The 26,403-nt window shown below is 67.8% G+C and carries 27 protein-coding genes and 1 riboswitch; of the genes, 14 read left to right on the top strand and 13 right to left on the bottom strand.

Annotated elements, in window-relative coordinates; genetic code table 11:
* The first annotated feature begins 4 nt into the window (after nt 1-4).
* From ACODTB_RS05635 to ACODTB_RS05605, 7 genes are read left to right on the top strand one after another with little or no spacing between them, the layout of a single operon-like run.
* Complete coding sequence (locus ACODTB_RS05635; protein WP_291120594.1) at nt 5-1,015, top strand: fatty acid desaturase family protein; 1,011 nt, start codon at nt 5-7, stop codon at nt 1,013-1,015.
* Between the two features lies 1 nt (nt 1,016).
* A complete protein-coding gene (locus ACODTB_RS05630) occupies nt 1,017-1,796 on the top strand; it encodes an SDR family NAD(P)-dependent oxidoreductase (RefSeq protein WP_291120595.1) in 780 nt (259 codons plus the stop codon).
* Complete coding sequence (locus tag ACODTB_RS05625) at nt 1,793-2,548, top strand: SDR family NAD(P)-dependent oxidoreductase (RefSeq protein ID WP_291120597.1); 756 nt, start codon at nt 1,793-1,795, stop codon at nt 2,546-2,548. The genes ACODTB_RS05630 and ACODTB_RS05625 overlap by 4 nt, the downstream gene beginning before the upstream one ends.
* Entirely contained in the window at nt 2,545-3,429 is an 885-nt protein-coding gene (locus ACODTB_RS05620) for a DMT family transporter (RefSeq protein WP_291120599.1), read from the top strand. Before ACODTB_RS05625 ends, ACODTB_RS05620 begins: the two co-directional genes overlap by 4 nt.
* Before the next feature lie 4 nt (nt 3,430-3,433).
* Nucleotides 3,434-4,213, top strand: coding sequence for a creatininase (locus ACODTB_RS05615; RefSeq protein ID WP_291120601.1), 780 nt, complete (start codon nt 3,434-3,436; stop codon nt 4,211-4,213).
* Complete coding sequence (locus ACODTB_RS05610; protein ID WP_291120603.1) at nt 4,210-4,890, top strand: cysteine hydrolase family protein; 681 nt, start codon at nt 4,210-4,212, stop codon at nt 4,888-4,890. Before ACODTB_RS05615 ends, ACODTB_RS05610 begins: the two co-directional genes overlap by 4 nt.
* A 6-nt stretch (nt 4,891-4,896) precedes the next feature.
* A complete protein-coding gene (locus ACODTB_RS05605; protein ID WP_291120605.1) occupies nt 4,897-5,649 on the top strand; it encodes a hypothetical protein in 753 nt (250 codons plus the stop codon).
* A gap of 4 nt (nt 5,650-5,653) precedes the next feature.
* On the opposite strand, the gene ACODTB_RS05600 is transcribed toward ACODTB_RS05605, so the two are convergent.
* The 11 genes from ACODTB_RS05600 to ACODTB_RS05550 form a co-directional block, all read right to left on the bottom strand.
* A complete protein-coding gene (locus tag ACODTB_RS05600; RefSeq protein WP_291120607.1) occupies nt 5,654-6,307 on the bottom strand; it encodes an ANTAR domain-containing response regulator in 654 nt (217 codons plus the stop codon).
* Nucleotides 6,307-7,461: a transporter substrate-binding domain-containing protein gene (locus ACODTB_RS05595; protein ID WP_291120610.1), complete on the bottom strand. Its 1,155-nt coding sequence runs from the start codon at nt 7,459-7,461 to the stop codon at nt 6,307-6,309. The genes ACODTB_RS05600 and ACODTB_RS05595 overlap by 1 nt, the downstream gene beginning before the upstream one ends.
* A gap of 108 nt (nt 7,462-7,569) precedes the next feature.
* Complete coding sequence (locus ACODTB_RS05590; RefSeq protein ID WP_291120612.1) at nt 7,570-9,276, bottom strand: nitric oxide reductase activation protein NorD; 1,707 nt, start codon at nt 9,274-9,276, stop codon at nt 7,570-7,572.
* Nucleotides 9,273-10,079, bottom strand: coding sequence for a CbbQ/NirQ/NorQ/GpvN family protein (locus ACODTB_RS05585; protein ID WP_291120614.1), 807 nt, complete (start codon nt 10,077-10,079; stop codon nt 9,273-9,275). The genes ACODTB_RS05590 and ACODTB_RS05585 overlap by 4 nt, the downstream gene beginning before the upstream one ends.
* 50 nt (nt 10,080-10,129) lie before the next feature.
* On the bottom strand, nt 10,130-11,167 hold the full coding sequence (locus ACODTB_RS05580; RefSeq protein WP_291120616.1) for an aliphatic amidase: 1,038 nt from the start codon (nt 11,165-11,167) through the stop codon (nt 10,130-10,132).
* A 23-nt stretch (nt 11,168-11,190) separates the two neighbouring features.
* Nucleotides 11,191-11,880, bottom strand: coding sequence for an urea ABC transporter ATP-binding subunit UrtE (gene urtE / locus ACODTB_RS05575; protein WP_291120618.1), 690 nt, complete (start codon nt 11,878-11,880; stop codon nt 11,191-11,193).
* Between the two features lie 11 nt (nt 11,881-11,891).
* Nucleotides 11,892-12,644, bottom strand: a complete 753-nt coding sequence (gene urtD, locus ACODTB_RS05570) for an urea ABC transporter ATP-binding protein UrtD (RefSeq protein ID WP_291120620.1) — start codon at nt 12,642-12,644, stop codon at nt 11,892-11,894.
* A 44-nt stretch (nt 12,645-12,688) separates the two neighbouring features.
* Nucleotides 12,689-13,738 (bottom strand): urea ABC transporter permease subunit UrtC, encoded by a 1,050-nt coding sequence (gene urtC, locus ACODTB_RS05565; RefSeq protein WP_291120622.1) that lies wholly within the window; start codon nt 13,736-13,738, stop codon nt 12,689-12,691.
* A 5-nt stretch (nt 13,739-13,743) separates the two neighbouring features.
* A complete protein-coding gene (gene urtB / locus ACODTB_RS05560) occupies nt 13,744-14,646 on the bottom strand; it encodes an urea ABC transporter permease subunit UrtB (protein ID WP_291120624.1) in 903 nt (300 codons plus the stop codon).
* 73 nt (nt 14,647-14,719) lie between these two features.
* A complete protein-coding gene (gene urtA / locus ACODTB_RS05555; protein ID WP_291120626.1) occupies nt 14,720-15,904 on the bottom strand; it encodes an urea ABC transporter substrate-binding protein in 1,185 nt (394 codons plus the stop codon).
* A 371-nt stretch (nt 15,905-16,275) separates the two neighbouring features.
* Entirely contained in the window at nt 16,276-17,532 is a 1,257-nt protein-coding gene (locus tag ACODTB_RS05550; protein WP_291120628.1) for an Hsp70 family protein, read from the bottom strand.
* 120 nt (nt 17,533-17,652) lie between these two features.
* On the opposite strand from ACODTB_RS05550, the gene ACODTB_RS05545 reads away from it, so the two are divergent.
* Nucleotides 17,653-18,942: a hypothetical protein gene (locus tag ACODTB_RS05545; protein ID WP_291120629.1), complete on the top strand. Its 1,290-nt coding sequence runs from the start codon at nt 17,653-17,655 to the stop codon at nt 18,940-18,942.
* Nucleotides 18,943-18,980: 38 nt separating this feature from the next.
* Here the strand turns inward: ACODTB_RS05545 and ACODTB_RS05540 are convergent, their stop codons facing one another.
* Complete coding sequence (locus tag ACODTB_RS05540; protein WP_291120630.1) at nt 18,981-19,685, bottom strand: FadR/GntR family transcriptional regulator; 705 nt, start codon at nt 19,683-19,685, stop codon at nt 18,981-18,983.
* Nucleotides 19,686-19,870: 185 nt separating this feature from the next.
* On the opposite strand from ACODTB_RS05540, the gene ACODTB_RS05535 reads away from it, so the two are divergent.
* From ACODTB_RS05535 to ACODTB_RS05515, 5 genes are all read left to right on the top strand, one after another.
* Nucleotides 19,871-20,857, top strand: coding sequence for a tripartite tricarboxylate transporter substrate binding protein (locus ACODTB_RS05535; protein ID WP_291120632.1), 987 nt, complete (start codon nt 19,871-19,873; stop codon nt 20,855-20,857).
* The gene (locus tag ACODTB_RS05530) at nt 20,854-21,834 is read left to right on the top strand and encodes an ornithine cyclodeaminase family protein (protein WP_291120633.1); all 981 of its coding nucleotides are present in this window, start codon (nt 20,854-20,856) and stop codon (nt 21,832-21,834) included. The genes ACODTB_RS05535 and ACODTB_RS05530 overlap by 4 nt, the downstream gene beginning before the upstream one ends.
* Nucleotides 21,835-21,918: 84 nt before the next feature.
* On the top strand, nt 21,919-22,947 hold the full coding sequence (locus ACODTB_RS05525) for a dihydrodipicolinate synthase family protein (RefSeq protein ID WP_291120635.1): 1,029 nt from the start codon (nt 21,919-21,921) through the stop codon (nt 22,945-22,947).
* Nucleotides 22,948-22,970: 23 nt separating this feature from the next.
* Nucleotides 22,971-24,419 carry an NAD-dependent succinate-semialdehyde dehydrogenase gene (locus tag ACODTB_RS05520; protein ID WP_291120636.1) on the top strand — a complete coding sequence of 483 codons (1,449 nt, stop codon included), beginning with the start codon at nt 22,971-22,973 and terminating at the stop codon, nt 24,417-24,419.
* A gap of 271 nt (nt 24,420-24,690) precedes the next feature.
* Nucleotides 24,691-25,086: a hypothetical protein gene (locus ACODTB_RS05515; RefSeq protein ID WP_291120638.1), complete on the top strand. Its 396-nt coding sequence runs from the start codon at nt 24,691-24,693 to the stop codon at nt 25,084-25,086.
* Here the strand turns inward: ACODTB_RS05515 and ACODTB_RS05510 are convergent.
* On the bottom strand, nt 25,046-25,468 hold the full coding sequence (locus ACODTB_RS05510) for an ankyrin repeat domain-containing protein (RefSeq protein WP_291120640.1): 423 nt from the start codon (nt 25,466-25,468) through the stop codon (nt 25,046-25,048). The two genes, ACODTB_RS05515 and ACODTB_RS05510, sit on opposite strands and share 41 nt — an antisense overlap.
* Before the next feature lie 282 nt (nt 25,469-25,750).
* Between ACODTB_RS05510 and ACODTB_RS05505 the strand changes: the two genes are divergently transcribed.
* Nucleotides 25,751-26,107, top strand: coding sequence for a hypothetical protein (locus ACODTB_RS05505; RefSeq protein ID WP_291120641.1), 357 nt, complete (start codon nt 25,751-25,753; stop codon nt 26,105-26,107).
* A gap of 109 nt (nt 26,108-26,216) precedes the next feature.
* Nucleotides 26,217-26,348: riboswitch (guanidine-I (ykkC/yxkD leader) on the top strand.
* Nucleotides 26,349-26,403: the final 55 nt, after the last annotated feature.

Here is a 26,403-nt window from a genome sequence, read left to right as displayed (position 1 = left end):
CGCCATGACATCGGTGTTCCGCTATGAGGACGGCGTGTGGCCCAACGTGGCCGCCCTCGCCTTCACGCTGCTGGGCTGGCCTGCGGGCATCGTCCTGCTCGGCCAGGCCAACGGCTGGCTCAACGCGCTGGGCGTGCTGCTGGTGGCGCAGACCCTGGTCTGGTCGGCCTACTTCATCCACGAGTTCGCGCACTACGCGATCTTCAAGACACCCCAGGCCAACGAGCGCTGGGGCACGCTCATGAGCTGGATCAACGGCAGCTGCTTCGCCAGCTTCGCCGACCTGCGCCGCAAGCACATGCGCCACCACGTGGAGCGCGCCGACGTGATCACCTTCGACGCCCAGGCCTTCCTGCGCTCGCGCCCCACGATCCGCCGCGCCGTGCTCGCGCTGGAGTGGGCGTACATCCCGGCGGTGGAGTTCGTCATGCGCGGCTTCGTGATCGCCATGCCCTTCATGGGCGAGAAGAAGAAAGCCGCGCGCGGCCGCGTGATCGGCATCGCCATCGTGCGCATCGCCGCCTGGGTGGCGCTGGGCTGGTGGTCGCTCAAGGCGCTGCTGCTGTACGCACTGGCCTACCTGATCTTCGTCACCGTGCTGCGCTTTGCCGACTGTTTCCAGCACACCTACGACGCCTACCCCATCCTCGACGACACGCCCATCCCCAAGGACAAGGTTCGCGACCGCGCCTACGAGCAGGCCAACACCTTCAGCGACGTGGTGAGCCTGGACGCGAAATGGCTCAACCTGGTGTGGCTGAACTTCGGCTTCCACAACGCCCACCACGAGCGACCCACCGCGCCCTGGTACCGCCTGCCGGCCTTCCACCGCGAGCTGTACCCGACCGACTATGCGCAGGTGGTCACGGTGCGCGAGCTGCTGCGCAGCTTCCACACCAACCGCGTCAGACGCGTGCTGGCCAGCAACTACGGCGCGGTGCAGCCGCCCGGCACGCCGGGCCGCGCCGACGGGTTCCTGGGTGCCGTCGGTGTGTCTTTCCTCACCGCCGTCTGACATGGCCGCCCCCCGCTACGGCCTGGAAGGCAAGACCGTGCTCGTCACCGGCGCGGCCGGCGGCATCGGCAGCGCGCTGGCGCGGGCCTTCGCCGCGCAGGGCGCGCGGCTGATGCTGCTCGACCGGGCCGACACTTCGCTGCCCGTGCTCAGTGCCGAACTCGACGCCAGCGCCGCCGTGTGCGACCTGGGCGACCCGGCACAGATCGCGCGCATCGCCCAGCAGGTGCGCGAGCGCTGGGGCACGCTGGACGTGCTGGTCAACAACGCCGGCACCGAGTACCCGACGCCGCTGGCCGACCCCTCGCCCGACGCCATGGTGCGCTGGTCCGCGCTGCTGGACAACAACGTCGGCTCCATGGTGCGGCTCACGCAGGCCCTGCTGCCGGTGTTGCCGCGCGGCGCGAGCGTGATCAACCAGAGCTCGATCTGGGGCCGCATCGGCGTGGCCGGTTTCTCCGCGTACGCAGCGAGCAAACACGCGGTGGTGGGCCTCACGCGCTCGCTCGCGCTGGAGCTGGGCCCGCGCGGCATCCGCGTCAACGCGGTCTGCCCCGGCTGGGTGCGCACGGCCGCGGCGCTGCGCTCGCTCACCACCATGGCGCAGGAACAGGGCCGCAGCGAGGCCGAGGTGGAGCGCGAGATTCTCTCCAGGCAGGCCATGCCGGTGATGCTCAGGCCCGACGACCTGGCCGGCGTGTTCCTCTTCCTCGCCAGCGAGGGCGCGGCCCCGCTCACCGGCCAGTGCCTGGTGGCCAGCCACGGCGAGGTGATGGCATGAAGAACCACCCCACCCTCTCGCTGCAGGGCAAGACCGCGCTGGTCACCGGCGCGGCCACCGGCATCGGCCGCGCCATCGCGATCCTGTTCGCGCAGGCCGGCGCGCGCGTGGTGGTCAACCACCTTGGGCAGACCGAGGCCGCACTGGCCGTGGTGCAGGCGATCCAGCGCGACGGCTGCGAGGCGTTCGCGATCGACGCCGACGTCAGCCGAGCCGACGCGGTGCAACGCCTGATGGCCGACGCGGGCGAGGTGCACCTGCTCGTCAACAACGCCGGCATCATCCAGGAGAAGCCCTTTCTCGACACCACCGAGGCCGACTGGGACCGGATGCTCGGCGTCGACCTCAAATCCGTCTTCCTCACCTCGCGCGCCGTGCTGCCTGGCATGGTGGCGCGCGGCAACGGCGTCATCGTCAACCTGGCGTCCGACCTCGGCATCCTGGGCCGCGAGCAGTACGCGCCCTACTGCGCGGCCAAGGCCGGCGTGATCGGGCTCACGCGCTCGCTGGCGCGCGAGTTCGCACCGCACGGCATCCGCGTCAACGCTATCGCCCCCGGCCCGGTGAACACCGCGATGGTCTCGCTCGACCACATGAGCCCCGAATGGATCGAGAAGGAGCTGGCGATCCCGCAGCACCGCGTCGCCGAGACCGAGGAGATCGCGGCCACCGCGCTGTTCCTGGCCAGCGACCTCTCGCGCTTCTACTGCGGCCAGGTGCTGGGACCCAATGGTGGATCGGTGATGCCGTGAACGCCGCCGGTGTGCTGCTGTTCTCGGCCTCACTCTGGGGCCTGTCGTGGATGCCGCTCAAGTGGTTTTCCGCGCAGGGCCTGAGCGGGCCGATGGTCTCGCTCGTCTCGTATGGTGCGGTGGCCCTGTGCGCGCTGGTCTTCGTCTGGCGCGAGCGCGCCGCGTGGTGCGCGCAGTGGGGGCCGCTGCTGGCGATCGCGGCCGTCGGTGGCTGGGCCAACACCTCGTTCGTCAACGCCCTGATGGTGGGCGACGTGGTGCGGGTGATGTTCCTGTTCTACCTGTCGCCGGTGTGGTCCGTGCTCGGTGGCTGGCTGTTCCTGAAGGAACACATTCCGCCCACGCGCTGGGCGGCCGTGGTGGCGGCCATCGTCGGCCTGTGGCTGGTGCTCGGCGGGCCGGGCGGCGTGGAACTCTCGCTCTCGCTGTCGGATGGCCTCGCGCTCTTCGCCGGGCTGGCCTACGCGGGCAACAACCTGATCGCCCGCGCCGCGCAAGCCGTGCCGCTGCGCAGCAAGACCATCGCCATCTTCATCGGCTGCGGCGTGATCTCGCTGCTGATCACCACCGCGTTCGACCAACCCGTGCCCGCCCTGTCGGCCAGCACCTGGCTCGCGGTGCTGGCCTACGGCTTCGTCTGGCTGCTGCTGGCCACCGCGACCTGGCAGTTCGGCGTGACGCACATCGAAAGCAGCCGGGCCGGCGTGATCCTGCTCGCCGAACTGGTGGTGGCGGTGCTCACCGCGCTCTGGTTCGGCGGTGAATCGCTCACCCCGCTGGGTTGGCTGGGCGGCACGCTCATTGCTGTGGCGGCGCTGGTGGAAGCGCTCGACAGCACACCGCCGACGCGCAAACCCTTACCCGCAACAACAGGAGGATGACCCGATGACCGACACCGTGTGGATGAACCAGCTTTCCTGGGTGGACTACCAGGCCCGCGTGGTGCGAGACCAGCCGCCCGTGCTGCTGCCCGTGGGCGCGCTCGAGCAGCACGGCCCGCACCTCCCCCTGGGCACCGACGGCCTGCTCTCCAGCGCCGTCGCGGCCGACACTGCCGCGCTGGTCGGGGGCCTGGTGGCGCCCACGCTCTCGTATGGCTACAAGTCGCAGCCCAAGTGCGGCGGTGGCCAGCACTTCTGCGGCACCACCAGCGTGGACGCCGCCACCCTCATCGGCCAGGTGCGCGACGCGGTGCGCGAGTTCGCGCGCCACGGCCTCACGAAGCTGGTCATCGTCAACGGCCACTACGAGAACCAGTGGTTCCTGATCGAAGGCATCGACCTCGGCCTGCGCGACCTTGGCCCCGGCGCGCAGCTGCAGGTGATGCGCCTGGAGTACTGGGACTTCATGACGCCCGACACCCTGGGCGACGTGTTTCCCGACGGCTTCCCAGGCTTCGCGCTTGAACACGCCGCCGTGCTGGAGACCTCGATGATGCTGCACTACCACCCCAATCTTGTGCGAATGGACCTGTTGCCCGACGACGGCCCGGCCGACTTCCCGCCTTACGAGATGTACCCGCCGCGCACCGACTGGGTGCCCGCCTCCGGCGTGCTCTCCTCGGCCAAAGGCTCGGACGCGGTGAAAGGCAAGCTGCTCGCCGACGAAGTGGCCCGCCGCATGGCCGAGGCCGTGCGCACCGGTTTCGAAAGGCCCGCGCCATGAGCAGCACCGCGCTCATCGTGATCGACATGCAACGCGACTTCTGCAGCCCGGGGGGCTATGCCGACACCGCCGGCATGGACGTGCAGCGCCTGCGCGAGCCGATCGCGAACATCCAGCAACTGCTGGCCGCCGCGCGCGCCAAGGGCCTGCTGGTGGTGCACACGCGCGAGGGCCACCTGCCCGACCTGAGCGACTGCACGCCCGCCAAGCTCGCGCGCAGCATCGCCGCGGGCGCGGCCATCGGCAGCCAGGGCCCGCTGGGCCGGCTGCTGGTGCGCGGCGAACAGGGCCACGATTTCGTGGACGCGCTCCAACCGGCCCCAGGCGACTTCGTGGTCGACAAGCCCGGCTACGGCGCCTTCCACCAGACGCGCCTGACGCAACTGCTCGCCGCGCACGGCGTGGACCGGCTCATCCTCTGCGGCGTGACCACCGAGGTCTGCGTGCACTCCACACTGCGCGAAGCGGTGGACCGCGGCTTTGCCTGCACCACCGTGGGCGACGCCACCGCCGCCAGCAACCCCGCGCTGCAGGCGCCCGCGCTCGCCATGATCGACGTGGAAGGCGGCATCTTCGGCCGTGTGCGCAGCACCGCCGAGGTGGTGGCCGAACTCGCCGACAGCCCGCCCGCGCGCGACCGCGTCACCACCTGGGTGCAAGCCTTCACCGGCGCCTGAGCCCCCATGAGCCCACCCACCATCCCCGACCGCTACCACGGCGTGTGGCAGCGCACCCTGCTCGAAACGCCCGAGGGCCGCGACACCACCAGCTGGGTGCACTGGCTGCAGACCGGCCTGTGGCACGGCGACCTGCGCGTGCCCGCCGATGCCGAACGCGCCACGCCCGCGGGCCGCGCGCAACAGCAGGGCTTTGCCGGCACCACCGCCATCACCCGGCCCGACCCGGCCCTGCCCGAGGTCTGCACCTGGCAACGCCGCATCGACTTCCAGCCCCCGCGCAGCACGCCCGACGCGGGCCACATGGTGTTCGAGACCCCGCAACGCGTGATCGAGACCGGCATCCACGGCAGCTACCTCGAGGTGTGGGAGCGCCTGCCCGGCTCGGTGGGGCGGCGCATCGCGCTGGCCGCACTGGACGCGGCCGGCGAACCCACCGCCGAGCGCCTGCTGGTCAGTGGGCAGTACCTCATGCACCTTCGGCCGCGCGAGGCCGCCTGGCCCGCCGACACCGCGCCCGACGACACCCTGGCCCAGGTGGTGCAGCGCCATGCGGCCGAGGCCGAGGCGCTGCTGGACTTCCAGATCACGTTCGGCACCTGGGGCGAGGGCGTGTGGGCGGTGCAGCGCGCCACGCGCCCGGCGCTCGAAGGCCGACACCGGCCGTGCGCGCTGGACCGTGTGAGCGACACCGAAGCGGTCGCGACCGGCGAAGGCCTGCCACCCCGCTGGCAAGTGCTGGAGTGGCACGCCGCCTGAGCGGCTATTCCTCCCGGCGGTGGCGCGACGGCAGCGACACCGACAGCAACTCGTGGGCCTCCACGATCGCCATCGCCACCTCTTCGGTCGTGGTCCGCTTGGCCATGGCCTGGTCGCGGATCAGGTCGTAAGCCTCCGTCTCCGACACGTGGTGGCTCTTCATCAGGATGGCCTTGGCATCGGCGATGTGCCGCACGCCGAGCAGTTTGGCCTCCACCTTCTTGAGGCGCCGCGCCAGCGCGCGGTTCACCTTGTGGCTCTCGCGGGCCAGCACCAGCGCGGAGAGCAGGCCGAACGAGCGCACCGGCGAGGGCAGCACGGCCTTGGCTTCCAGGCCCAGCACCACCTCCACGATGGTTGGGTTCTCGTAGTTGACCACCGCGATCACAGTCGGCGCGTCCTCGGCATGGGCCCAGTCCATGTTGAGGTTGAGGATCTCGGGGCGCACCGCGAGAAAGACCACGTCCACATCCTTGCCGATGGACTGCACGGGCGGCCAGAAAGCCTGCACCTTGCAGCCGATGCGTTGCAGCTGTTGCGTGAGCTGGCGGCCGTCCGAGTCGTCCGGGTGGATGACCGCCACGGTCAGCGTGCGAAGTTCCTTGAGCTGCTGGGGCGTGGCCCGCAGCGCGCGTGGAGGCTCCGCGCGGTCGACCATCAAGACTCCAGGGTGTCCAGGCGGGCGGCCCAGTCACCCAGCGAGTGGGTGACGAGGTAGGGATCGGGGTACACCGACCTTCTCGCCTGGCGGACGATGGTGAACTGGCTCTCGGCGTTCACGCGGCCAATGCGCGGGTACAGGCAGGTGTGGTGGTTGTTGGGGTCGATGCGCACGCGGCCCTGCGGCGCGTCGAACTCGCTGCCCAGCACGTGCGGCATGAGCTCGGCGATGTCGTCGCTGCGCGACTGGCGCATGGCATTGGCGAAGATGTGCATCTGGAAGTACGAGGCTTCCCAGCACAGGTTGGGCACGCAGCGCTCGCCCAGGCGGCGGCGCAGGCTTTGCAGGCAGCGCTGGTTGGCGGCGGATTCGATCGACTGGAAGTAAGGCGCCGAGGTGTAGTGCCCGGTGGCCAGGCCTTTCTCCATCTGCGAGATTTCCGCTTCGGACGTGGTGAGGCTGCCGATGGGCATGGTCTTCGGATCGAAGCCGGCATCGGCATAGGCGCGGTACAGAGCGGCGGTGGAGTCCCCGACCACGGTGGAGAAGATGAAGTCGGGCCGCTTGTGGCGGATGTCGTCCATGATGTCCGCGAAGTCCTTCTCGGTGGCGTCCAGCGCCACATAGCGTTCGGCCAGCTTTTCGCTGCCCTGGCGCTGCATCACCAGCTCGCCCATGATGCGGTTGGACTCGTAGGGGTAGATGTAGTCGGAGCCGATGAGGTAGACGCGCGCACCGAAATTGGCCGTCATGAATTCGGCCAGCTGCACGCTGTTCTGGTTCGGCGCCGCGCCGGTGTAGATGACGTTGGCCGAGTACTCGAAGCCCTCGTACAGCGTGGGATAGAACAGCAGCTTGTTCCACTTTTCGATGACGGGGATCACGGCCTTGCGGCTGCTGGACATGTAGCAGCCGAAGATGACGTTGACCTTGTCCTGCAGGATCAGCTGTTCGGCCAGCTGGGCGTAGCGCTGCGGGTTGGACTGGGCATCGTGGTGCACCGGCACCAGCTCGCGGCCGTTGATGCCCCCGGCATCGTTGATTTCGTCGATCGCCAGCAAGGCGCCATGCAGCTGCGACAGGCCGATGGTGGAGGTGACACCGGTCGAGGAGAACAGCACGCCGACGCGCACGGGATCGCGGTCAACCATGGCACACCCTGGATGCGGCCGGCGCCGCGACGTGGGAACGAACGGGGGTCTTCAGTGGCATGGGCAAGGCCGTGAACAGCAGGGAATGGGTGCCAGGCGGTGTGGCCGTCATCCGGCGGCCAGCCTCACATAGGCTCTCTGCAACTGTACCGGAAGGTGGCTCGGATCGGCCGCGATCCCATGGTCGCGCCAGCCGAAAATCCGGCGCACGTAAGGGTCGGCCGCGGCATCGACGGCCAGGCAGAAAGTGCGGATGCCGGCTCGGCGCGCCTGCTGCACCGCCATGCGCGCGTCCTCCACCAGGTAGTCGGGTTCGAACACGTCCACGTCCGAGGGCGCGCCATCCGTGACGACCAGCAGGCCGCGATGGCGCCCGGGCTGGGTTTGCAGATGGGCCGTGGCCTGGCGCAAGGCCGCGCCCAGGCGGGTCGAGTGCCGGGCCGGCACCGAGGCCAGGCGGTCGCGGGCGGCGCCGTCGAGCGGGTCGTCCCATTCGAGCAGGCGGTAGTAGCTCACCTCGGCCCGCGTGTTGGAGTTGAAGCCATGAATGGCCACGCGGTCCTGCGTGTGCACCGTGGCTTCGGCCAACAGGAAGGCGGCCTGCTTTTCGATGTCCAGCAGCGAGGCGCCGCGCGCGCCCGAGGGGTCGTTGGTGGACTCGGACAGATCGAGCAGCACCAGAATGCGGGAGGTGCCCGCCTCGCGGCCCGGGCGCATGAACAGCCGAGGCTCGGGTTGCAGGTCGAGGCGGCGGTCCACGAGCACCTCGATGGCGGCGTTGAGGTCGATGTCTTCGCCCTCCCACTGCCGGCGCAGGCGCTGGCGGCGGCTGAGGCGGCGCACGCGGTGCAGCGACACCGGGCTGAAGCTGTGAGACAAGGCGGGCCGCGCGCGGGCGAGCGTGGTGGGCGCCAGGGCCGGCAGCTTCTCGATCACGGTGCACCAGTCCCGGCGCCACAGGGCCAGCCGGTGGTGCCATTCGGCGTGCAGGGTGCGGCTCAGCTCCACCTCGGCCTGTTCGCGCACGGGCTGCGTTCCGGCGGTGGCCTGTGGGGGCGGTGCGGCCGCGCGCGCCGGGGCCGAGCGGGGCGCGGCAATGGCCTGCTGTTCGTCCTGCTCGTTGTCGTCGTGCTGCCACAGGATGCTGTGGTCGTCGCGGTAGGGCGACGGCACGACGTGGTGCTGGGGATCGAAACGCACCCGCATCTGCCCCAGGTCGTTGGCCAGGATGGAGGCGATCGCGCGGAACGCCGGGGCGTCGCCCAGGCCGTGGCGGGTCTGCGTTTCCTCGAACAGCCGGCGGGCCTTGTTCACCCAGTGGTTGTCGTCCGCGCAACCCGGGTCGGCCAGCGCGCGGTCCATGCGGGCCAGCAGCGCTTCGAAGCTGAAGTTCCCGGCCTCGGGCACGGGGGCGAGGTGTTCGAGGAACCAGCCGCTCACACCCGGGTAGCGCCGTGCCAGCAGCCGCTCCACGCGAGCGTCCTCGACGGCGGACACCACGGCCTGGCTCATGGGCTTGAGCAGGCGGGCGGGCTGCTGCAGCGGCGAGTACAGCAAGTGCGCCACGGCGTGGGCCACGCTGGCGCGGTAGAGCCCGCCGGCCGGCGCGGCCGCGTCCTCCAGCGCCTGTCGGCTGAGCAGCACCTGCTCGCGCGTGAGGATGGTGCGGCGCGCACGAGGGCCGGCGCTGGCCTCGGCCACCGCCAGCGGCCCGCCCAGCAGGCCCGAACCGAGCCAGGCCAGCGAGGGCAGCAGGCCGTCGATCGCGTCGACATCCGGTGGTGCGAGCACGTGCGCCGGCAGGTCGCTCTTCATCCGAATTGCGCCTTCACGAAATCGCGGATGGCCTGCGCCATGTCGGGGTCGTCCGTCAGGGCGCGCACCAGGGTCATCTCGCAGCTCTGCGTGGGTGTGAGTCCGTCGCGCACCAGCACGCCCGCGTAGATGAGCACCCGGGTGGAGGCGCCTTCGTCCAGCCCGCGCTGCTTGAGGGCGCGCGTGCATTGCGCGATGGTGACGAGCTGGCGGGCCAGCGCGGCGTCGATGCCCGCCTCCTGCGCGACGATGGCGACCTCGGTCTCGGTGTCGGGGTAGTCGAACTCCAGGGCCGCGAAGCGCTGCCGGGTGGAGGCCTTCATGTCCTTCGCGCTGCTCTGGTAGCCCGGGTTGTAGGAGACCACCAGCTGGAAGTCCGGGTGGGCCTGGATGACCTCGCCCTTCTTGTCCAGCGGCAGGATGCGGCGCGCATCGGTGAGCGGGTGGATCACCACCGTGGTGTCCTGGCGGGCCTCCACCACCTCGTCGAGGTAGCAGATGCCGCCATGGCGCACCGCGAGGGTCAGCGGCCCGTCGTGCCAGGCGGTGCCCTGGGCGTCGAGCAGGTAGCGCCCGACCAGGTCGGAAGCGGTCATGTCCTCGTTGCAGGCCAGGGTGACCAGGGGGCGCTGGAGCTTCCAGGCCATGTACTCGACGAAGCGCGTCTTGCCGCAACCGGTGGGCCCCTTGAGCATCAGCGGCAGGCGGTGCCGGTACGCCCGCTCGTAGCATTCGATCTCCTCGCCCGAGGGCTGGTAGAACGGTTCGGAGCGGATGAGATGGGCGTCCAGGGGTGACTGCATGGAACGGGGTCCTCCGGTGCGGAACAAGGCGCGGTTGGGGGGTGACGGGCTCAGCGGTGCTTCGTCTCTTCGTTCGGAATGCCTTCCATCGGGCACTCGGCGGTGCCGACGGTGGTGCGCGTGAACGACTCGACCATCTCGCGCGTGGCCTCGGGGTCGTTGACCCACTTGGCGTAGAAGTTGTACGGGCACGCGGCCACGCCCTTGTCCCCGTCGCCCGAGTTGATGAGGCCGGTGTAGCCACGGTGCACGAGCTTGAACAGGTGGTTCTGCGACTGGCCGTTCTTGCGCGCGTCGCGGATCAGGCTCTTGGACAGCTCGGCGTACTGGATGCCCATTTCCTCTTCGCCGCATTCGCCCAGCGTGCGGCCGTCGAAGCCGATCACGGCGGAGTGGCCGAAGTAGGAGTACACGCCGTCGAAACCGGTGGCGTTGGCCACGGCCACGTACGAGTTGTTCATGAAGGCCATGGTCTTGGCCACCATGATCTGCTGCTCCTTGGCCGGGTACATGTAGCCCTGGCAGCGGATGATGAGTTCGGCGCCCTTCATCGCGCAGTCGCGCCAGATCTCGGGGTAGTTGCCGTCGTCGCAGATGATCAGGCTCATCTTCATGCCCTTGGGGCCTTCGCTCACGTAGGTGCAGTCGCCCGGGTACCAGCCCTCGATGGGCACCCACGGCATGATCTTGCGGTACTTCTGCACGATCTCACCCTTGTTGTTCATCAGGATGAGCGTGTTGTAGGGCGCCTTGTTGGGGTGCTCCTCGTGGCGCTCGCCGGTGAGCGAGAAGACGCCCCAGACGTTGGCGCGGCGGCAGGCGTCGGCGAAGATCTCCGTCTCGGCACCGGGAATGGTGGAGGCGGTTTCGTACATCTCCTTGGCGTCGTACATGATCCCGTGGGTGGAGTACTCCGGGAAGATCACCAGGTCCATGCCCGGCAGGCCTTTCTTCATGCCCACCAGCATGTCGCCGATCTTGCGGGCATTCGCCAGCACCTCGGCCTTGGTATGCAGGCTGGGCATCTTGTAGTTGACGACGGCCACGCCGACGCAATCGTTGCTGCTGGAAATGTCACCATGTCGCATGAAAGACTCCTTGGGGGTTGACGTCAGACAGTCAGGAAGGACTTGACCTTTTCCTGATCCAGATTGGCACGGGGTTCTTCGTGCACGATGCGCCCTCGGTCGATGACCAGGAACCGGTCGGCGAGATCGAGGGCAAAACTGAGCACCTGCTCCGACACCACCACGGCAAAGCCGCGTTCCTGCCGGAGCACGTTGAGGGTCTGGGCCAGCTCCTTGATGATGGAAGGCTGGATGCCTTCGGTGGGCTCATCGAGGATCAGCACCTTGGGTTCGGAGATGAGCGCGCGGGCGATGGCGAGCATCTGCTGCTGGCCGCCCGAGAGGTTGCCCGCCTTGCGGTGCTTCATGTCCTTGAGCACCGGGAAGAAGCGGTGGATGTAGTCGGGCACCTCGCGGTGGCCCGAATGCTCGGCGCCCGAGAGGATGTTCTGCTCCACCGTGAGGAAGGGAAACACCATGCGCCCCTGGGGCACGAAGGCCAGGCCGTGCTGCACGCGGCGGTGGCTCGGCAAGCCCTGGAGGGCGCGGCCATCGAGCTGGATGTCGCCCGAGCGCGTGGGCAACAGGCCGATGAGGGACTTGAGCAAGGTGGTCTTGCCCATGCCGTTGCGCCCCATGATGGCCACCGACTCGCGCGCCTGCACCTGGAACGAGATGTCGTGGATCACGTGCGATTCGCCGTAGCACACGTTCAGCCGGGAGATGTCGAACATGGGTTGCCTCCTCAGTGGCCGAGATAGACGTCGATGACGCGGGGGTCGGCCTGCACCTGGGCGGCGCTGCCTTCGCTCAGCAGCTTCCCCTGGTGCAGCACCGTGACGCGGTGGGCGATGCGCTTGACGAAGTCCATGTCGTGCTCGATCACCACCACCGAGCGACCCTTGGCGATGCGGCTGAGCAGGTCACCGGTCTGCTCGCGTTCGCGCGGGCTCATGCCGGCCACCGGTTCATCCAGCAGCAACAGGGTGGGCTCCTGCATCAGCAACATGCCGATTTCCAGCCACTGCTTCTGGCCGTGGCTGAGCAGGCCGGCGCGGTGGCCCAGGCGATCGATCAGGAAGATCTGCTCGGCCATGGCTTTCACGCGTTCCACGATGGCGCCGCTGCGCCGGAACGCCAGCGACTGCAACAGGCCATGCATGCGGGGCAGGGATATCTCCAGGTTCTCGAAGACCGTGAGGTCTTCGTAGACCGAGGGCGTCTGGAACTTGCGGCCCACGCCGAGGCGAACGATCTGGTGTTCGCTCAGGCGGGTGAGGTCCCGCCCCTCGAACAGCACGCGGCCGGCGGTGGGCCGGGTCTTGCCGCAGATCATGTCGAGCAGCGTGGTCTTGCCCGCGCCGTTGGGGCCGATGATGACGCGCAGCTCGTTGCGCTCGACCGCCAGGCTCAGGTCGTTCACGGCCTTGAAGCCATCGAAGGAGACGGTGAGGTTCTCGACCTGCAGCACGTGGTCGCGGGTTTGAGAGGGGGTCATGGAAGACGGGGCGTGGGTTGGAACGTGCATGGCGAGTTGGGCGCTCATCCGGGGCTCCTCGCGCCGCCGCGGCGGGACGACCATTGGTCCTTCAGACCGGCCAGGCCGTTGGGCATGACCCACACCACCAGGATGAACACCGCGCCGAGGAAGTACAGCCAGGCCTCGGGGAAGGTCTCCGACAGGTAGGACTTGAGAAAGCCGATGAGCAGCGCGCCCACCACGGCCCCGGGGATGGACAGGCGCCCGCCCACCGCGGCGTAGATGACCATCTCGACCGAGGCCACCACGCCAATGACGCTGGGCGAGATGAGGCCGACCTGCAGCGTGAAGAACGCGCCGCCCACCGAGGCCAGCACCGCGCCGCAGGCGAAGACGAAGGCCTTCATGTGCGCGGTGTCGTAGCCGCTGAAGCGCACCCGGTCCTCGCGGTCGCGGATGGCGATCAGGATCTTGCCGAAGCGCGTGCGCACCAGCGTGAGCGCCAGCAGCATGGCCACGGCCAGGAAGGCCACCTCGACGAAGTACAGCACCCGAAGAGCCTCGTCGCTCAGGATGTCCATGCCCAGCAGCGTCTTGAAATCGGTGATGCCGTTGGCGCCACCGGTGTCGCCCTGCTGCCCGACCACCACCACCGTGAGGGTGAGCGCCAGGGACAGCGTGACGATGGCGAAATACACCCCGCTGACCCGGCGGCGGAAGATCGCGAACGAGAACAGGTAGGCGATCACCGCCGGCAGCACGAAGATGCCCAGCACGGTCCAGCCCAGCGAGCGGAACGGCGTCCACCAGACCGGCAAGGTCTCCACGCTGCTCCACACCATGAAGTCGGGCAGCTCCGGGGCCGAAGCCTCCAGCTTGAGGAACATGGCCATCAGGTAGCCCCCCAGTCCGAAGAACACGCCCTGCCCCAGGCTGAGGATGCCGCCATAGCCCCAGGTGAGCACGATGCCGATGGCGACGAAGGCCAGCGCCAGGTACTTGCCGATGAGGTTGAGGCGGAACGGGTCGAGCAGCAGGGGCAGCGCGATGGCCAGCAGGGCGATCAGCGCGATGGCGCTGGCGAAGTCGAGTCGGTGCGTCTGGGATGACATGGTGCTCAGCTCCTGGAACGCACGGCGAACAGGCCGTTGGGACGGAAGTACAGAACCAGGATCACCAGCAGCAGGATGGTGGCCTTGGCCATGGAGCCGCTCATGAGGAACTCCAGCCAGGTCTGGCCCTGCGCGATGGACAGGGCCGAGAGCGCGGTGCCGATCAGGCTCTGCACGCCGCCGAAGACGACCACGATGAAGGAGTCGACGATGTAGAGCTGGCCCGTGCCCGGGTTGGTCGAGCCGATCATGGTGAACACGCAACCGGCGATGCCCGCCAGGCCCGAGCCCAGCGCGAAGGTGAGCGCGTCCACGCGGTGGGTGTCGATGCCGACGGCGCCGGCGATGGCGCGGTTCTGCGTGACGGCGCGCACCTTCAGGCCCCAGCGCGTGCGGTACAGCAGCAGGTACACGCCCACGGCCACGGCGATCGTCAGGCCGACGATGAAGATGCGGTTGATCGGCAGCTGGATGCCCTCGGTGGGTTCCCAGGCGCCCGCCAGCCACACGGGCAAGGGCACGCTGACCTCCTGCGCGCCGAACACGGTGCGGTAGGTCTGCTGCAGGATGAGGCTCAGCCCCCAGGTGGCCAGCAGCGTGTCCAGCGGGCGGTTGTAGAAGAAGCGGATGAAGCCGCGCTCGAGCACGTAGCCAAAGGCGAACGTCACGCAGAACGCGAACGGGATGGCCGCGAACAGGTAGATGCCCATCCACTCGGGCGCCCAGTGCTCGAAGCCGCGCGCCGCGAGGTAGGTCATGTAGGCGCCCAGCGCCATCAACTCACCGTGGGCCATGTTGATCACGCCCATCAGACCGAACACGATGGCCAGACCGATGGCCATCAGCAGCAGGATGCTGAACAGGCTCACGCCGTTGAACACCTGCATCACCGCAATGTCGAAACCCATTGACCGACTCCTGAATCGTTGGAATCGACCGGCCGCCCACGCGGGCGACCGGCCGGCCTCCTGCCCCGCGATGTCAAATCTTGGGGAACGGGTTGGGCTCGATCAGGGACGGCGTTTCCCACACGATGTCGAACTGGCCGTCGGCGCGCGCGCGGCCCACCCGCACCTTCTTCCACACGTGGTGGTTGGTGGCGTGCATGCGCACCGTGCCCTCGGGCGCTTCCAGCTCGATGCCGCCGGAGGCGGCGATGACCTTGTCCACGTCGAAGGACTTGGCCTTCTCCACCGCCATCTTCCAGAGGTACACGCTGTTGTAGGCCACCTGCATCGGGTCGCCGATGACGCGCTCCTGGCCGTACTTGGCCTTGAAGGCCTTCACGAACTTCTCGTTCGCGGGCGACTTGATGCTCTGGAAGTAACCCATGCAGGCGTAGTAGCCGGCGGCGTTGTCCTTGCCGATGCCCTCGACCTCGTTCTCCGACACCACGGTGGAGAGCAGCGTCTGCTTGGAGCCGTCGAGGCCCGCGGCGCGCAGCTGCTTGTAGAAGGCCACGTTGGAGCCACCGACCACCGTGCTGTAGATGCAGTCGGGTTTGGCGGCCTTGATCTTGTTGATGATGGACGAGAACTCGGTGTGGCCCAGGGGCGCGTACTCCTCGCCCAGCACCTTGCCACCGGCCTTGGTGATGGTGGGCTTGGCGATCTTGTTGCAGGTGCGGGGGTAGATGTAGTCCGAGCCGACCAGGAAGAAGCTCTTGCCCTTCTCGCGCGCCATCCACTCGACGGCGGCGATCACCGACTGCGTGGCCTCCTGCGAGGGGTAGAACACCTGCTTGTCCTGCTCCTGGCCTTCGTAGTAGGTCGGGTAGTAGAGCAGGCCCTTGGCGCGGCCCAGCGCCGGCAGGATGGCTTTGCGCGAGGCGGAGGTGTAGCAGCCGATGATGGCCGCGACCTTGTCGCGCTCCAGCAGCTTGCGGGCCTTCTCGGCGAACACCGAGTTCTCGCTGGCGCCGTCCTCGACCACGACCTCGATCTTGCGGCCGAGCACGCCGCCGGCGGCATTGATTTCGTCGATGGCCATCTTCTCGGCGTCCACCAGCGAAGCTTCGGCGATCGCGATCGTGCCCGAGAGCGAATGCAACAGACCGAGTTTCACGGTCTCCTGCGCGGATGCGATGGCAGGCAGGCCGCCTGCGGCGCCCAGAATCAGCATGGACCCACCGGTCTTCACGATGTCGCGACGATTCATCTCACTCATGGCCTTGTCTCCTAGCGTTGGTATGGACGGATTGAGAACCTGCCACCCCCGGGGTGGCTGACAAGCAGCCGGTCACATCCACGCCTTCGTGCCAGACACGCGCAGGGCTCCGCCAGCGGATGCAGGCCATGGCCTGTCCGGAACCCATGCGAACGAGCAGAACAAAAAAAAGCCCGAACCGGTGTTCAAACCGGTTCGGGCTTTCTTGCCCAACACCTGACTGGCAGCACTGGCAGTCGGCGTCGATGAATGCGTGACAACTTCTTGTCAGCGCGCATCTTCCTGTTCAGGCCATCGGGCCGCCATAGGAAATCCACCAACTAGACAAGGGGGCGCCGTCGGTGGTATTCGCGCAGCGCCCGCACGGGTGCTCACGCCCGCGAGTACACCAGCCCCGAGGCCACGCCGCCGAACAGGTCGCCCTCCACCAGCGGCACACCGGCGAACTCGGCCTGCAGCGCGAGCTGGAAAGGCCGCAGGGCCGACGAACCACCCGTGAGGTAGATCGCGTCCAGCGAGGCATCGCCCAGCCCGGCGCGCCGCACGCATTCGCGCGCGCATTGCACCGCGCGCGCCAGCAGCGCGTCCAGATGCGCCGCCATGTCGCCCGGCGCGAGTTCGGCGGCCAGGCCCGGCTCCACACCCGACAGGTCCACCGGGGTCGGCGCGTCCTGCAGCGAGCAGCGGATCTTGGCCTGCTCCACCTCGTGCGCGATGCGGTGCCCATCGCGCTGCCGCAGCACGCGCATCAGGCGCTCGTGCAGACGCACATCGGTGTAGTTCACGCGCAGCCCCTGCGCCTGACTGAGCGCGCGCGGCAGGTACAGCCACTGGATCAGGTGCCAGGTGGACAGGTCCATGAACACGCGGTTGGGCACTTCCCGGCCCTGCGGCCCGTGGTGCCGGTAGCCCAGCAGCGGCATCACGCGCGCCAGGCTCAGGCGCTGGTCGAAGTCCGTGCCACCGATGTGCACACCCGCCGTGGCCAGCACGTCGCCGCTGCGGTCGGCCCGCGCCATGCGCTGCGGGCCCAGGCGCACCACCGTGAAGTCCGATGTGCCCCCGCCCACGTCCACCACCAGCACCAGGCTTTCGCGCGTGAGGCGGCGCTCGTGGTCCAGCGCGGCGGCGATCGGCTCGAACTGGAACGACACGGCCTCGAAACCGACGGCCAGCGCCGCCTCGTGCAGCGACTGCTGGGCCAAGGCGTCGTGCTCGGGGTCGTCGTCCACGAAGTGCACCGGCCGACCCATCACCACGCGCGTGGGTGCGTGGCCCAGCGTGCGCGCGGCGCGCTCGCGCAGCTCGGCCAGGAAGATCTCCACGATCTGCTGGAAGCTCACCTGCTGGTGGTTCACCTCCGTGGATTCGTTCAGCAGCGGGCTGCCGAGCAGGCTCTTGAGCGAGCGCAGCAGGCGCCCTTCGGTGCCGCTGAGGTAATGCGCCACGGCATCGCGGCCGAAGTGCGTTTGGCGGTCTTCGACGTTGAAGAACACCGCCGTGGGCAGGTTCGTGGCCTCGCCTTCGAGCGGCAGCAGCCGGGAGGTGCCGCCGGCATCGGCCCAGGAAACAGCGGAATTGGAGGTGCCGAAGTCGATGCCCAGCGTGCCGGGTGAAGGAGCGTGCATGAAAAAGAAGGCTGCCGATGAGGAGGCGCGATTCTGCCACCGTGCCGAGCCTCCTCGGGCCGAACCATCCGCCACGGCGGCCCACTTGACCAGTCTCTCCCTTCTTTCTCTCTGACCGACATGAACCCCGTAGTCACGCCTTCCAATGCCCCGACGACCTTCTCTGCGGACACCTTCAACGACGGATCTCCCCGCCTGGACCGGAGAGATCAGTTCTCCCAGCTGCTGAGCCAAGCCTTGGACCAACAGCACGACGGTGCCCTCGGCGTGTTGCTCGAGGGTGCGCGCAGCGACAGCGACCCCCGGATGATCTTGGTGGTGAGCCACCAGTACAGCCATGCGAACCCAGGCCAAAAGGAGAGCATCGACCGATGGCTGGACACGCTCTCCCTTCAGCAACAACTCGACTTCTGCGAAGAACGTGAGTTTCTCGACCATGCCGACCTCTTGCACAAGCTCTTGCAGAAGCAGCGCAACGACAAGGTGGAAGACCTTCTGAATGGCACTCTCCGCGCGGGAAAAGAGAGCCGCTACTTCAAGGAGATCGGCCGCCAGTGCGCCGGAGCCAGCGGGCAACAGAAGGCGCTGATCGACCGCTGGCAGAAGGAGCTCTCCTATTCGCAGCGGGAGGCCTATCTCGACGGTATGGGGCTGCTGCCCAAGCTCAACACCGTCTGGCAACAGGTCGCCGACTTCGTGGACGACAAGACCTTGCTCAGCCTTCAGCTCACTGGAAAGTACCTGGGGCAGAAGATCGGCGAAGGCCAACCCGGCCGGCTGATCGCTGCCAAGGCGTCGCAACTCCACAAGCTCTCGGGAGCAGCCCGCAGCGAGCAGTTCCTTCAGCTGCGGTCAGGCGCGACGTCCTTGTCCGATCCTCACCAGAGAATGGCGGCCTTGAAAGGTCTCGCAGGGGCCGTCGATGTCCGCCCAGAAGCAGGCATCTCCGAGTTTCAGGCCCTGATGAGCGACATCGAAAGCTCGGAACCCGAGTTTCAGGTCACGCCATTGAGCGTGCTGGCATCCCGTCTTGCATCGTGGCCGTTTGCGATAAATTTTCATGTGAACGGTAGGTACTCGAGCATGCTGCACGCCATCAAGCAGCTCACCCGACCGGAATGGCGCCTCGGGCCTTTGGACGCAACCGTCCGGGCAACAACAAACTCTCCGATCTATTCAAAGAAGGCAGCAGAGCTGCTCGACCTGTTCCTGTCGATGCAGGTCGAGGACCTTTCGCCCCCCCATTTGCACACCTGGACACAGCTGCTCAGAACCTACTTCGACTCAGGTCATTGGGTGAGCGTCAGCGGAAGGAAGGCGCTCGTGGAAAAAACACAGGGTGCCATCGAGAAGCTGCCGGCCACTCAAAGAGACCTCCTGCTCCCTATGCTGCCGAGCCCGCAGCGATGACCTGAAAGACGGTCTCGGGCATGCCAACCCGAGACCGGTCAGATGCGCCACAGCAGATTCAGCCGCGCCTGCGCGAGGTGGTCGAAGATCGCGCGCCGCGCGGTGTCCACGTCCCGCTGGCGCAGCGCCGCCACGATCTGGCGGTGCTCCTTCTGCAGCACGGCGCGCCGCTCGGCCGTCAGCACCTTCTCTTTCAGAAAGCCCCACTCGCCGCTGTCCCGAATCTCGGCCATCAGACGGAACACGCTGATGAACAGCGCGTTCTGTGTGGCCAGCGCGAGTTGCTCGTGCAAGGCGCTGTCGAGCTTCTCGAATTCTTCCAGCGTCTGCGCCGCCTCGGCCCGCGCGCAACAGTCCTCCAGCCGATCAAAATCCGCCGTGGTGGCGTTGTTCACGATGAGGTCCACCAGCATCGGCTCCAGCAGCAGCCGTGCCTCCATCAGCTCGGCCGGGCTCACTGAGGGCACAGCCAGAAAACGCCCCGCCCCGACCTCGGCCTTGCCGGGTTTCTCCGCCACATAGGTGCCGCTGCCCACCTTTTGCGTGATCAGTCCCTGCTCGCGCAACTCGGCCAGCACGCGCCGCAGCCCCGAGCGGCTCACACCAAAGGTCGCGCACAGATCGCGCTCGGTGGGCAGGCGGCTGCCCGGGGGCCAGCTGCCGCTCTGCAAGCCCTTGAGCAGTTCCATGCGCAGGGACTCCATGGAGTCGGTCTTGATCTGCAGTGAAGCGGTGTTGGTCATGGCGCGCATTCTAGATTGGACTTAATTGGTTTAGACCAATGCGGCAAAAACAGCCTCGAAACCTCGGGTAATAACCGATCTTTCCCGCCCATCAACTCGCCTAAAGTTGAACCAAAGCAGATCATAACCAACCAATTTAAACCAATTGGTGTTGAACGTTCCCCCAAAACCAGGAGACCAGCAGCATGAAGACCCAGGTTCTGGCAGCCGTCCTCGCGGCCGCCTCGCTCGTCGCGGCGGGCCCCGCCCACGCGGAGTACCCCGACAGGCCCATCAGCCTCATCGTGCCTTTCCCACCCGGCGGCACCGCGGACAACATGGCGCGCGCCCTGCAGCCCGCCCTGCAGCGCGCGCTCAAGCAGACCGTGCTGGTGGTGAACAAGGCCGGCGCGGGCGGTGCCATCGGCGTCAGTCAGGTCGCCAACGCACCGGCCGACGGCCACACCGTGCTGCTCTCGCTGCTGAGCGTGGCCAGCCTGCCCGAGCAGGCCGTGGTCAACAAACAGAAGCCGCCCTTCACGCTCGACCAGCTCACGCCCGTGGCGCTGCTCAGTGCGGAGCCGGTGGCCATGGTCGTGCCCGAGGCCAGCCCCTACAAGAGCTTTCGCGAACTGATCGCCGCCGCCAAGGCCAGGCCCAACGCCCTCACCTTCGGCTCCACCGGCTTCTTCGGCGAAGTGCATGTGCGCTCCGAAGCCTTCGTGGACACCGCCGGCATCGATGCCCGCCACATCCCCTACCAGGGCGGTGGGCCGCTGCTCAACGCGCTGATCGCAGGCGAGGTGGACTTCGCCCTGCTCTCGCGCGCGCTCACCGCCACGCAGGTGAAAGCGGGCCGGCTGCGCTACCTCGCCACGGCCGGTGACGAGCCCTGGACCGAACCCGCCGGCCTGCCGCGCATGAAAGACCAGGGCGTCAACTTCGACACCGTGGCCGGCACGGCGGTGTTCATCCCGGCCGGCACGCCCGAGGCGGTGGAGCGCAAGCTGCGCCAGGCCGTGGAGGCCGCCGCGCAGGACGCCGAGTTCAAGCAGATGGTCACGCAGACCGGCGGCGCGGTGAAGTACGTGGCGGGCAACGAGTTCGCCAGCTTCTGGTCGGGCTACGTGAAGGCCATCGCCGTCATCACGCGGCGCATCGCCCAGAGCGAAGCGCAAGGGAAGGCCCGATGACCCCCAGGAACCCGGTGTTCATCGGCACGGAGGCCATCGAGCAGCTCATGACCTGGGACGCGCTCATCCCCGCGCTGCGCGCGGCCTACGCCCAACCTTACGACGAACGCACCAGCCCGCCGCGCACCTTCGCCAAGGGGCCCGACGCCTCGCTTCGCGCGCTGGCCGCCGTGCCGCCGGGCCAGCGTTTCATGGGCGCCAAGGTGTTCGGCCGGGGGCGCAACAAGGGCATGAACTACCTCATCTCGCTGGCCGAGCAGGACAGCGGTGAAATCCGCGCGCTGATCGACGCGAACAAGATCACCGCCTTTCGCACCGCCGCCACGTCCGCGCTGTTCGTGGACGCGTTGGCACCGAACGCGCCCATGCGCCTGGGCGTGCTGGGCAGCGGCGCCGAAGCGCGCTCGCATGTGCAGGCCATGGCCTCGCTGCGCCCGGTGGAAAGCCTGCGCGTGTACAGCCCCACACCGGCCAACCGAGAGAAGTTCGCCGCCGACTTTTCCACCGCGCTCGGCATCCGCTGCGAAACCGCCGCCACGCCGGCCGAGGCGCTGCGCGGGGCCAGCGTGGCCATTGCCGCCGCGCGCTCGCACGACGAATCGCCCATCCTGCGCGCCGACGCGCTGGCGCCCGGCATGCTGCTGGTCTCGGTGGGCTCCACGCTGCCGGTGCAGCGCGAGATCGATGTGAGCGTGATTCAACGATGCGACCTCATCGTGAGCGACATGCCCGACGAAGTGACCCACGAGTCCGGCGACATGCGCGCGGCCACCGCCGCCGGCATCGCCTTCGGCCACAAGATGCATTCGCTCAACGCGCTGGTGCGCGGCGAGATCGCACACACCGGCACGCTGCCGATGTTCAAGTCCGTCGGCTCCGCGCTGCAGGACATCGTGGCCGCCGAACTCATCTACGAACGCGCCGTGGCCGCCGGCCTGGCCGTGCCGCTGCCGATCCAGTTTTCCTACAAGCAGTAAGCGGTTCTTCTCGCCGATGCCGGTGTCTCGACACCGAGGTCTCGCTCGCCCATCTTTCCTCTCATCATCCCAAAGGACATCAACATGGCACTCTACAAAAGAAACGAAGCACGCGAATGGGCCCACGCCCACCTCAAGGGCGTGGCCAACGTGGTCATCCCCTCCTTCACCGCCGACCTCAAGGGCCTGAACGAAAAGGGCATCCGGCACGACATCCGCCACGAGATCGCACTCGGCTTCTCGGGCACGCTGCTGGTCTCCGAAGTGGCGATGAGCCTGGCCGAGTACGAGCAGTTCTTCCAGTGGTCGCACGATGAAGCGAAAGACCGGCTGCAACTCATCCACCACGCCAGCTTCAACACGCTGGAAGAGAACATCGAGGCCGCCAGGATCGCCGAGCGCAACGGCGCCGCGCTCATCCTGCTCTCGTACCCGGCCAACTTCTACGCCGCCACCTCGCAGGACATCTACGACTACACCAAGGCCTTCTGCGACGCCACCAGCCTGGGCGTGATGCTGTTCCAGGTGCCGCATTGGGGCTTCGACCGCGTGCACCCCTCGGACATCGACGCCGCCCTCATCCGCCGCCTGCTCGACGACTGCCCCAACATCTGCGCGCTGAAAGCCGAAGGCGGCATGCCCAGCATCATGGGCTGGGTGGAGGCGTACCGCCTGTTCAGCAAGGAAGTGGTGGTCACCATGCCGCTGGAGCAGTTCGCGCTCGCGCTCGGCCAGCTCGTGCCCATCCAGTTCATCGGCACCAGCGACACCGAGTACTACGGCGGCATGATCCCGCGCATCTTCAAGCTCATCCAGGAACAGAAGCACGACGAGGCCACCGCCCTCTACTGGCAGATCAACCCCGCGCGCAAAGCCCGCGCCGCCGCCAATGCCTATTCGGCGCAGGCACAGTTCCTCAATCGCATGCTGTGGAAATACGAAGGTTGGCTCAACGGCTTCAACGGCGGCCCGCTGCGCCAGCCCACCATGCGCATCAACGAAGGCACCATGAACAGTTTGCGCCAGGCTCTGGTCAAATCGGGCATCACGCCGACGGACCTGCCCAACGGCGACTTCTTCACCGGCCGCCACCCGGTGGCCACGGTGAGCTGACCGGCCCTTTCAAGGAGACGCGCATGCACCAGCTTCCCCCCTGCCCCACCCAGCTCTACATCGACGGCGAGTGGCGGCCCTCCCAAGGCGGCAAGAGCTTCGACGTGACGGACCCCGCCACCGGCGAGATGATCGCCCAGGTGGCCGACGGCGGCCTGGACGACGGCCGGGCCGCGGTGGACGCCGCCGCCACCGCCCTGCCCGACTGGAGCGCCACCCCGCCGCGCACCCGCGCCGAGGTGCTGCGCAAGGTGCACGCACTGATGATCGAGCGCCTGGAACCCCTGGCGAAGATCATCACCCTGGAAAACGGCAAACCCCTGGCCGACAGCCGGGCCGAGGTGCGCTACGCCGCCGAGTTCTTCCGCTGGTATTCCGAAGAAGCCTGCCGCAACCTGGGCAGCGTGAGCCACGCGCCCGCCGGCGGCTACCGCATCCTCGTGCAGCACCAGCCCATCGGCGTGGTGGTGCTCGTGACGCCGTGGAACTTCCCCGCCGCCATGGGCACGCGCAAGATCGCGCCCGCGCTCGCCGCCGGCTGCACCGTGCTGGTGAAGCCCGCCGGCATGACGCCGCTGAGCATGCTCGCGCTGGCCGACCTGCTGGCCGAAGCCGGCGTGCCCAAGGGCGTGGTCAACATCGTGCCCACCACGAAGTCGGGCGCGCTGGTGGACATGTGGCTGCACGACCCGCGCGTGCGCCTGGTCTCGTTCACCGGCTCCACCGAGGTGGGGCAGAAACTCATCAAGTCCGCCGCCGACCAGGTGCTCAAGACCCCGATGGAACTCGGCGGCAACGCGCCCTTCCTGGTGCTCGACGGCGCCAACGTGAAAGACGCGGTGGACGGCGCCATGATTGCCAAGATGCGCAACATGGGCGAAGCCTGCACCGCCGCCAACCGCTTCTACGCGGGCGACGCCGTCTGCGACGCCTTCACCGCCGAGTTCGTGAAACGCATGCAGGCCCTGCGCATCGGCCACGGGCTGGACGAAAACCACCAGGTCGGCAGCCTGGTGGACGAACCCACGCGCAAGAAGGTGGACGAACTGGTGCAGGACGCCGTCTCGCGCGGCGCGAAGATTCTGTGCGGCGGCAAGAAGGTGCCCGGCCCCGGCCACTTCTACGAACCCACCGTGCTGGGCGACGTGCCGCTGGACGCGCGCATCCTGAAAGAAGAGGTGTTCGGCCCCGTCGCCCCCATCGTGCGCGTGAAGGGCGGCGTGGAAGCCATGGTGAAGCACGCCAACGACACCGAGTACGGCCTCACCGCCTACCTCTACAGCGCCGACCTGGCGCAAGGCCTCAAGCTGGCCGAGCGACTGGAGTTCGGCATGGTGGGCGTGAACCGGGGCCTGGTGTCCGACCCGGCCGCGCCCTTCGGTGGCGTGAAGCAGAGCGGCCTGGGGCGCGAAGGCGCGGCCGAGGGCATGCACGAGTACATGGAGACCAAGTACATCGCCGTCACCTGGTGAGGACTCGCGTGGCTATACTGCCCCGGTCTCGTCACACAAAGACGTGATCGGGATGGGCGTCCCGTACCTCCGTTACGACGCAAGCCGTAGCGCTTCCACCGCAGTCGCACTGCGGCTTGCTTGTTCGTGCCTCCAAGTTTTGGCGGCCCGAGCGGGGAGCCGCAAGGCTCGCCGACGAAGTGCAAACGGAGGACGGTACGCCCACCTGTTCGGGCCGCCGCCCCCTACCCGGGGGCGGCGGATCATCCACCCGTTTCGCAGGGAAGCACCCATGGCCACCAAGCCCAACGCGACCGTCGGCATGCGCAGGCGACTGCCGCGCACCAAGCCACCCACCCTCTCGCTCACCCCAGCGGCCAGCCGCAAGATCCTGGAGTGCACCTCCAAGGCATCGAAACAGGTGGCCATGCTGTCCGACCTGATGGTGGCCTACCGCATCGCCGAGCGCCACGCCGCGCTGGGCGCCGCCAGCAAGAAGCCCGAAGACGCCGCGCAATCCGTCACGCGAAAAGACGTGGCCGTCCTGCTCCACGCGCTCAATAGGCAAATGCAAACCCACATCCACCGGGTGTCCGACACCTTGTCGGCCCTGGCCGCGCAGATCGCGGACGCGACGCAAGACCCGGCTACGCAGGCTTCTTCCGAGCCAGCCGATCCCAATCTTTGAGCGTCTGCAGCAGGCGGTTCTTCGCGTCTGCGTGGGCCTTGCCGAACGTGTTGGTCAGCCAGCGCCGCATCGCCTCATCGGGCGGCGGCGCGCCGATGGCCTTGAGGCGGTCCATCACCAGCATCACGGCCTGAAAGCTGCCTGAACCCACGGCCATCGCCAGCGGCGCACGGCCGTCCGACTCGGCCACATCGAGCACGTTGGCACCGTGCTCGATCATGTGCTTGACCAGACCCGCCTTGCCCTCGCGGCAGGCCCAGTGAAGCGGCACCAGCCCGCCGTCCAGCCGCGCGTTGAAGTCGGCGTCGGGCGCGGCCAGCAGCTCCGGGGCCAGGGGCCAGCCGGAGGCCTTGATCATCTGCTGGGTTTTCCAATCGCTCATGGCTGGGGCTGCTGTCGGGTGGTGGTGGGGTGTGCGAGTGTACGCACCGGCTGCGTGCATGGGAAATGCCGGGGCTCATGCACCGTGGCGGAAGAACCGCGTCGCTATACTGCCCCGCTCACGTCACAACAGCGTGATCGGAGTTGACGTTCCGCCTCCGTCGCTACAAGGCCCGCCGGCTTCGCGCAGCGTGGGACTGGCACGTCAACCTGTTCGGGCCGCCGCTCCAGCTCCACAAGAGAGGGGGCGGCGGTGTGTCAAACACACGACCGGGAGGCCGACATGGTCACCAAAGCCAAAAAATCTCCAATGGATTTGCGCGCGCCGCGCAAGCGCAGCGCTTCCCTCACCTTTTCCTACGACGCGTCGCACCGGGTTCGCGTGCTCACCCAAAGGGCATCGACCCAGATCGGCCAGCTGCGCCAGCTGATGCCGCTTTACCAACGCACCGAGCGCATCCTCATGCCCGAAGGCCTCAAACGCATGCGCGACACCTCGGGCATCCCGGCCGCGCAAATGGAAGCGGGCGCGATGCTGTACGCGCTCAACCACGAGCTGGTGCTGTTCATGAACGGGCTCACGGACACCGTCGCGGCGCTGCAGGCCTATGTCGAGGACGCGTCCGGGTCGGACGACTGAGACGGGGTCTTCGATGGCCTGGAGCGGGAACGCCTGTCGGCTGCTGGCACAGCAGTTGCTAACACCCTGAGCCAGAGAGGCGCTGTGCCCGACACCGCACACCGCCAGCCTTGAAGACCGCTAGGGTTCCGGGCGCCGCGCAGTTGACCACCAACTGAAAGACAGACACGCGGCGCTGTCTGGTCCGAGAGCGGTCGGCCACGATCGTGTGGCTCCACGGAGGGACAAAAGCCCGGGAGACGCTGCTGCGCGCTGTGAAGCGCAAGCACGACGCCTCTCCGCTTTTGTTTCCCCGT

The sequence above is a fragment of the Hydrogenophaga sp. FG152 genome (genome assembly GCF_057809615.1).
Note: the sequence above shows the minus strand (reverse complement) of the source record. Positions and strands in the feature narration are given on the sequence as shown.